Genomic DNA, 6,613 nt, shown 5'->3' on the forward strand with positions numbered 1-6,613 from the left:
ACATGGCGGGCTGTTGCTTCGATTGGAGGTGACGCTCATGCGGGAATTGCCGAAAGACATCGACGCCGATGTGGTCATCGAAATCAGCAAGCTGCTGGACGACAGCCCGCTTTTCGTCCCGGTGCGGGTTCATGAACTTGCGGCCAGGGTGAGGCAGAGGGTGAAGACCGGCCTGCCAGACCTTTCGATTGAAGAACTGATCGTGGAGATGGCCTCCGTACGTCAGCTGGCCATGGCCTTTGATCTGCCTGGATCGGAGAATGTCGTGCAAATCCCGGTGCGGTATCGCCGCTAGCACTGCGACATCAAACGCTCCATCCGGAGGTCAGAACAAGCGACGCCTCAAACATCTGCGCACCGATCTCATCGCGTACCTTGACGGTTATCTTGACGAAATCGCAGTCGGGCATTTCGTCTTGGGCGACATCCTGCAAAATACGAATTGCTTCCGCTCTGGCTTGTTCCCGGGATTCGAACAGCTGCCCGTCATCGTCGGGTACCGTGCCGTCACCGTTTTGAAGATCAAAATAGTACCGTTTCATTTTTCCTGCCGCGCTGGAACATCTGGCGTTTCAATGATTCCGCTTCATGGTGGTTCCTGCCCGCTGGCCGTGCTGGTGACGACGTGGTCGTTCAACGCACCGCAGGGCGAAGCGCCGATATGAAAAGCACCAGCAACGCCAAGGCGTTGAGGCCTGCGGCGATGGCATGCGAATACTCCCATTGGCGCCGCAGCAGCTCCCAGTTTTCAGGGAGGACAGTCCAGTTCCGGGTCGCCTGATTGATTGGATAGGTCAGCGTCCAGAAGGCAAACTGCGTGGCGCCGATGCTTAGAAAGGCGACAACAACCAAGCCGAAAGATGCGCTCGCTCGATAGAGCAGGATCGCCAGGGCGGCCGTGGAGAGCAATGCTCCCAGCACCACGATGCCGAACAGGCTCCATCCATCATAGGCGCGCTGCGCAGCCAGATAGTTTGGCCCGTCGAGCTTCATCTTGTTGAACATAGCGAAGAAATGCGCGGCGGCCGGAGCGAAAGCCAGGGCAACGAAAATGAAGCTGACCACTCTCAGACTATAGATTGCCATGTCGGTCTCCTCTCCGGAGACAGCTAGGGCAATCGCCAAGGTTGAAAAGGTCGCTTTAACGGCGGCTTCCGCCCGCGATCGTATGATCTCAAGCGGGGTCGTTTTTTAGCACTCACGCATCTATCTCGGAACATTTTTTTTGGGTGCTGGTTCTACCCAGTGAAGGGACGAACCTTACCCAGGGAGATTTCCCATGAAACGTGTTCTCATTACCAGCATGCTGGCCATCGGGCTCGGCTGTGGAACGGCGGCGGCTCAGACACAACAGACCGAAAGCCAATCTGGCGCAGACGCCAACTGCGCTTCCGGGCAGGCTGACTGCCAGAACGGCTCCAAGATGGGCGAGCAGGCCCAGGGCAAAGCCAAGCTGAAGACCGACGAGCAGGCTCAGGGCAAGGCCGGCACCACCACCGACCAGCAGGCCCAGGGCAAGACCAAGATGCAGACCGACGAGCAGGCTCAGGGCAAGACCGGCACCACCACCGACCAGCAGGCCCAGGGCAAGGCCTCGACACAGGATACGACGTCGACCGGTTCCATCAACAACGTGACGGTGGAGCAGAAAACCCAAGTCACTCAGATTATCCGGGAGACGAAGGTCGAGCCTGTGTCCAATGTCAATTTTGACATCAGCGTCGGCGTCGAAGTTCCGCGGCACAAGGTCAGGCTGCATCGGCTGCCGGCTCGTATCGTCAAGATCGTTCCCGCTTACGAAAGCTACGAGTATTTCGTGCTTGCGGACGGTCGGATCGTCATCGTTGATCCGGATACGTTCAAGATCGTGCTGATTTTGACCTGATATGTCCGACGAGTGGTCCGCCCTCCAGAGGGCGGACCGTCATTGCCGGACTGCTATGGATTCAAAGCAACTCCGAAGAGAACCGCAAGCGGCAGGTGATACAATCTGCCACCGCATGGCGGACTCGGCTAGAGACGCCCGAGCACGACCAGGATTATGACTATAAGCAGCAGAAGACCGAGGCCGCCGCCCCCGTAATAGCCGGTGCCGTAGAATGGCCCGCCGCCAAGTCCACTAAAGCCGCCAAGCAATGCGATAATCAGAATGATGATAAGAATTGTGCCGAGACCCATGACTTGCTCTCCTGTTTGCGGCTTCGCGCCGTGTAGACGGAGCGGCGGTCGCCGGCTGATGAGAATATGAACTCGCTACAAGCCTTCCTGTTCCCGATTGAGACCTCATCGACGCTGCAATGTCTGGCCGCTCAAAGTTGTTTAGGCGAACAAAGGTCATCCCGAGACGCCCGAATAGCCCTGGTCTTTCAGCAATCCAGCGAGATGGGCGGCGTTTGAGGCTGCCATTTCGATCGCACCCGAGACTTTTTCCGGAGTTGCCGGCAGGTCGACATAGTTGACGTCCTCCATCGCCTCGCCAACCCAGTAGACCCCGCCATTGGCCGGGATGGTGAAGCCGACATCGTTCAATGCCTGAAAGCATTCCGCGTGGCAGTGATGCGCACCGTCCTCATTACCGACGATGGCCACCAGGGCCACCTTTCCTGCTGCCGGCATTCGCCCTCTGTCATCCGTCTCCTCGAGAAAGGCATCCATCCGCTCCAGGACGCGCTTGGCCACACTCGAGGGCTGGCCAAGCCAGATCGGAAGCCCGAGCACGAAGATGTCGGCCGCCAGTATCTTCTTTCTGAGTTTCGGCCAATCGTCGCCCTCGCCCATGTCGGAGAGCACGCCGGGCTTGATATCGTGGCTGAGCGCACGCACGATCTCGCCCTTCACATCGTATTGCATCAACGCCGCCAGGACATCGGCGAGCAACCGATCGGTGGAGGATTTTTCCCTGTCGTTCGAAGCTTTGAGCGAGCAATTGAGTGCGAAGGCCGTAAGCGGCATGTGAATCTCCCTGCATTGTCCTAATTGCAAACCGCCGCGACGACTTCGCGACTGCCCATTCGCCCGTTGCGGGATCGCCCGGCATTCTAACGCCAGGGTTAAATGCTTGTTCCGCAGGCGGACCAACAGGGCCGGTGGATGGCCCCCTCCTCCCACTTGGTGACGGTCGAGCCGGCTCAGAAAGCGGGCTGGTCCTTGAGCACAGACGTTGGAGAACGGACAGCGGCGAGCGACGCAGATTGAACTGGTGGGGCAACCTATTCGTTCGCTCTTCGTTTTCTTCTGAGTTCCCGAAAATGGATAGACGATGCTCGTCCAGACCCTCGAAGCAGGCGATATGCAGCTGGCGGTATCCACGGCCGGCGATCCGCGCCGACCGGCCTTGATCCTTCTGCACGGCTGGCCCCATTCCCGGAAAATCTATGATGGTGTGCTCGATGAACTCGGCACGCGATACTTTACGCTGGCTTTCGATCTTCCGGAGATCGGTGAATCGCGTGGCACTCCGCCGTCGGCGGAAAAGAAGGTTCTTGCCGATATTGTGATTTCAGCCGCCGAGGCGCTTGGGGCCAAATCCATCGTCGTTGCAGGCTTCGATGTGGGCGGCATGATTGCCTTCGCTGCTGCTCGCCATCATGGCGGTCGCATCGTCGGCGCGGTGCCGATGAATACGGTTATCCCCGGCCTTCATCCATGGACGAAGGTAGTCGCAAACCCGGGCATCTGGCACTTTGCGTTTCATGCGGTGCCTGAGTTACCGGAGTTGCTGGTGACGGGCCATCAACGCGCCTACTTCGATTTTTTCTTCGATCTGCTCGCCGGCCGTCCCGAAGCATTGACCAATGAAATGCGGGAGACGTTGACGCAGGCCTATGCGAGGCCGGAGGCACTTAAGGCCGGCTTTGATTGGTATCGCGCGTTCAAGCAGGATGCCGAGGCCAATGCCCCGGCGCGCATCGAAGTTCCGATCCTTTATATCCGCGGCGACGCGGATTTTGGATCGATTGACGATTACCTCGAAGGTCTGAGGATGTCTGGCGCAAAGAACCTGCAAGGTCACATGATCGCCAACTGCGGCGAATTCCTGCCGATCGAGGCACCGGCAGAATTCGTCAAGGCGCTGGTGGAATTCGCACCGAGATAGTGAAGCGATCAGCGTTATGCAGGTGCCTACTGGCTCGTGGAAGTTACGCGCCAGACCGTGTTCCCGACATCGTCGGCGATCAGCAGCGCGCCGGATTTGTCGACGGCAACGCCGACGGGCCGCCCGTGCGCCTTGTTGTCCTTGCCGAGGAAACCGGTGACGACGTCCTGCGGCTTGCCATCTGGATGACCGTCTTTAAACGGCACGAAAACGACCTTGTAGCCGTTGAAGCTCTTGCGGTTCCAGCTACCATGCTCGCCAACAAAGGCGCCGTTGCGATAGAGCTCCGGCAGGTTGGTTCCAGTGTAGAACGTCAAGCCCAGAGGTGCGACGTGGGAACTCAAGGCATAGTCGGGAGGGATCGCCTTGGCGACGAGGTCCGGCCGCTGCGGCATCACGCGCGGGTCGACATGCTGACCATAGTAGCTGTACGGCCAACCATAGAACGCGCCGTCCTTGACCGAGGTCATGTAGTCGGGAACCAGGTTAGGACCGAGCTCGTCGCGCTCGTTGATCACAGCCCACAGCGCGCCGCTCTGCGGCTCCCAACTCAGCCCGTTGGGATTGCGCAGGCCGCTCGCGAAAATACGATAGCGGCCAGTGGCCCTGTCGACTTCCCAGATGGCGGCCCGGTCCTTTTCCGCCTGGATGCCGTTCTCGGTGATGTTGCTGTTGGATCCGATGCCGACATACAGCCGAGACCCGTCGGGGCTGGCCACGAGAGACTTTGTCCAGTGGTGATCGATAGGTCCGCCGGGCAATGGCGTCAGCACGGCGCCCGGCGCGGTGATCTTGGTGTCGCCCGACGTGTAGGGATAACGCACGATGGCGTCGGTGTTGGCGACGTAGAGATCGTTGCCGACCAGGGCCACGCCAAAGGGCGAATTGAGATGATCGAGGAAGACCTCCTGGACATCGGGCAGACCATCGCCGTTCGTATCCCGCAGCAGGGTGATACGGTTGCTTCCTTCGGTGCCGCCGCCCGAGGTCGCCATCGACTCGATCCAGCCCATGATCAGGTCTTTCGGCCGCTTGATCGCGGCACCGGGCGGCGCCACGGATTCGACCACCAGAACGTCACCATTCGGCAATGTGTAAAGCGAGCGCGGATGCCTCAAGCCCTTGGCAAAGGCCTGGATTTGCAAACCCTTGGCGACGGTCGGCTTCTCGTCTTGTTTCCAACCGACGACCGACGCGACATGCATGGGCGGCACCAGATACTGAATAGGTTCAGGCAGCGTCGGGTTTGCTCCGACCTGATCGGTGGGATCCGGTTCGTTATCGCTGCATGCGGGCAGCGCCAAAATCGATCCGAACAGCAGACCGAGGCTCGCGATACGCCGGATATGTCTGGCGGAGACATTCATTCGACCACCTCCACTTGAGTGTGGCCGGAGCTCCATCCCAGCAGTCCCAGCAAGAGGATAACGATCACGGCGACGGCGGACAGGATGAGCCCCGTCGGCACGACCGAGGTCCAGGCATCACGGCTGTGCACCAGTGCGTTGAAGAGCGATATGACGAGCACGACGAGGCTGCCAAGGAGATATGGCCATGCAGGCCCGGCTTGACGGGCAAGTCGGCCGGTAGACAAATCGACAAGTGCTGCAAGGACCGCGAGCACGCCTACAACCAGGCCGGCAAGGAGCAGCCAGGCGGAAAAATCTGCCCACATCATTTCAGCGCTTCGCCAATAGGCAACGTCGGTCAGCAATGTGCCGACGAAACATGCGTTTGCGACCGCCATCGGCGTTTTATGGAACGGACGCCTGGCTGCCACCAACACGGATCGGGCACGGGCCATGGACATTCTCCACCTTTGAAGCTGTACCTGTCCTCCAAACCAACTTGTGGTTGGGAGGTTCCCGGAACCGTTTTGCGTTCAAGAACTCGTGATGGCGCTGGCAATGCGACAGAACGGCTCGGCGCGCGATGCTCATGCGGAGTTGGCGCGCAATGTCCTCAAGGTGATCGAGTAGCGGTGCAGGTCAACCGCCGGAATGCTGTGCTCCCATTCCATGCGCGATGGTCCGGTCATGAGATACGCCGACCTTGGTTCGACGACGATGGTCCGGCGGTCCCATTTGGTGCCATTCTTCCGCCGGAGCCGGAAGCTGCAAGGCGCCAGCAACGAAACACCCGCAACGTCTTCGAAATGAGGCTTGTCTCGATGCCAGCCGATGCAGGCGCCGGGCCGGTATTCGTTGATCAACACTTGCGCGAAGGCGTTGGCGGGCCGGCCTGCCAACGCTGCGATCTTGTCGCGCAGGGACAGCAGGGAGTCAGGGATCGGCGGCGCCTCGACGACCTGGCGTCTGTCGTAGTCGTAACGCAGGCCAAAACCGACGACGCGCCGGTTTGCCAGATGGCCATGGAAATCGAACGCCTCGAACGGCAGGCCTTCCAGATGCCGGGCGAGTTCCGTTTCTTCTTGCGCCGTGATCAACTCGGGCTGATAGAAGAAACCTTCCGGTAGGTCGTCGGCAGCACCAAAGAGATCGTGCTGAAGCCCGGATG

The 6,613-nt window shown here is 59.6% G+C and carries 10 protein-coding genes; 3 read left to right on the forward strand and 7 right to left on the reverse strand.

Annotated features, from left to right (window positions below):
- On the forward strand, nt 1-295 hold a 295-nt coding region (locus EN969_RS11535), incomplete at its 5' end, for a hypothetical protein (RefSeq protein WP_245467433.1).
- Nucleotides 296-305: 10 nt separating this feature from the next.
- On the opposite strand, the gene EN969_RS11540 is transcribed toward EN969_RS11535, so the two are convergent.
- Together EN969_RS11540 and EN969_RS11545 are read right to left on the reverse strand one after the other, a co-directional pair.
- Nucleotides 306-542 (reverse strand): hypothetical protein, encoded by a 237-nt coding sequence (locus tag EN969_RS11540; RefSeq protein ID WP_013531549.1) that lies wholly within the window; start codon nt 540-542, stop codon nt 306-308.
- Between the two features lie 91 nt (nt 543-633).
- The gene (locus EN969_RS11545) at nt 634-1,125 is read right to left on the reverse strand and encodes a hypothetical protein (protein ID WP_224674205.1); all 492 of its coding nucleotides are present in this window, start codon (nt 1,123-1,125) and stop codon (nt 634-636) included.
- Nucleotides 1,126-1,279: 154 nt separating this feature from the next.
- Here EN969_RS11545 and EN969_RS11550 point away from each other — a divergent pair, with 154 nt between their 5' ends.
- Entirely contained in the window at nt 1,280-1,885 is a 606-nt protein-coding gene (locus EN969_RS11550) for a DUF1236 domain-containing protein (RefSeq protein ID WP_127419136.1), read from the forward strand.
- A gap of 128 nt (nt 1,886-2,013) precedes the next feature.
- On the opposite strand, the gene EN969_RS11555 is transcribed toward EN969_RS11550, so the two are convergent.
- Both EN969_RS11555 and EN969_RS11560 read right to left on the reverse strand, forming a co-directional pair.
- Nucleotides 2,014-2,178, reverse strand: coding sequence for a DUF3309 family protein (locus tag EN969_RS11555; protein WP_013531546.1), 165 nt, complete (start codon nt 2,176-2,178; stop codon nt 2,014-2,016).
- 156 nt (nt 2,179-2,334) lie between these two features.
- Nucleotides 2,335-2,952, reverse strand: coding sequence for an NAD(P)H-dependent oxidoreductase (locus tag EN969_RS11560; protein WP_013531545.1), 618 nt, complete (start codon nt 2,950-2,952; stop codon nt 2,335-2,337).
- A gap of 307 nt (nt 2,953-3,259) precedes the next feature.
- On the opposite strand from EN969_RS11560, the gene EN969_RS11565 reads away from it, so the two are divergent.
- A complete protein-coding gene (locus tag EN969_RS11565) occupies nt 3,260-4,096 on the forward strand; it encodes an alpha/beta hydrolase (protein ID WP_063168027.1) in 837 nt (278 codons plus the stop codon).
- Nucleotides 4,097-4,122: 26 nt separating this feature from the next.
- Here the strand turns inward: EN969_RS11565 and EN969_RS11570 are convergent, their stop codons facing one another.
- From EN969_RS11570 to EN969_RS11580, 3 genes are all read right to left on the reverse strand, one after another.
- Nucleotides 4,123-5,463, reverse strand: coding sequence for a sorbosone dehydrogenase family protein (locus EN969_RS11570; RefSeq protein WP_013531543.1), 1,341 nt, complete (start codon nt 5,461-5,463; stop codon nt 4,123-4,125).
- The gene (locus tag EN969_RS11575) at nt 5,460-5,900 is read right to left on the reverse strand and encodes a DUF2231 domain-containing protein (RefSeq protein ID WP_050580528.1); all 441 of its coding nucleotides are present in this window, start codon (nt 5,898-5,900) and stop codon (nt 5,460-5,462) included. Before EN969_RS11575 ends, EN969_RS11570 begins: the two co-directional genes overlap by 4 nt.
- Before the next feature lie 132 nt (nt 5,901-6,032).
- Nucleotides 6,033-6,613 (reverse strand): alpha-ketoglutarate-dependent dioxygenase AlkB (locus EN969_RS11580; RefSeq protein WP_164758223.1); only part of this gene is annotated, 581 nt, incomplete at its 5' end.

It is taken from the genome of Mesorhizobium sp. M7A.F.Ca.CA.003.01.2.1 (assembly GCF_003998945.1).
GTDB classification, from domain to species: domain Bacteria; phylum Pseudomonadota; class Alphaproteobacteria; order Rhizobiales; family Rhizobiaceae; genus Mesorhizobium; species Mesorhizobium ciceri.

Excerpts from the sequence above, each read along its gene's own strand:
- EN969_RS11540 (WP_013531549.1), bottom strand. The coding sequence starts at position 542 with ATGAAACGGTACTATTTTGATCTTCAAAACGGTGACGGCACGGTACCC.
- EN969_RS11550 (WP_127419136.1), top strand. The coding sequence starts at position 1,280 with ATGAAACGTGTTCTCATTACCAGCATGCTGGCCATCGGGCTCGGCTGT.
- EN969_RS11555 (WP_013531546.1), bottom strand. The coding sequence starts at position 2,178 with ATGGGTCTCGGCACAATTCTTATCATCATTCTGATTATCGCATTGCTT.
- EN969_RS11560 (WP_013531545.1), bottom strand. The coding sequence starts at position 2,952 with ATGCCGCTTACGGCCTTCGCACTCAATTGCTCGCTCAAAGCTTCGAAC.
- EN969_RS11565 (WP_063168027.1), top strand. The coding sequence starts at position 3,260 with ATGCTCGTCCAGACCCTCGAAGCAGGCGATATGCAGCTGGCGGTATCC.
- EN969_RS11570 (WP_013531543.1), bottom strand. The coding sequence starts at position 5,463 with ATGAATGTCTCCGCCAGACATATCCGGCGTATCGCGAGCCTCGGTCTG.
- EN969_RS11575 (WP_050580528.1), bottom strand. The coding sequence starts at position 5,900 with ATGGCCCGTGCCCGATCCGTGTTGGTGGCAGCCAGGCGTCCGTTCCAT.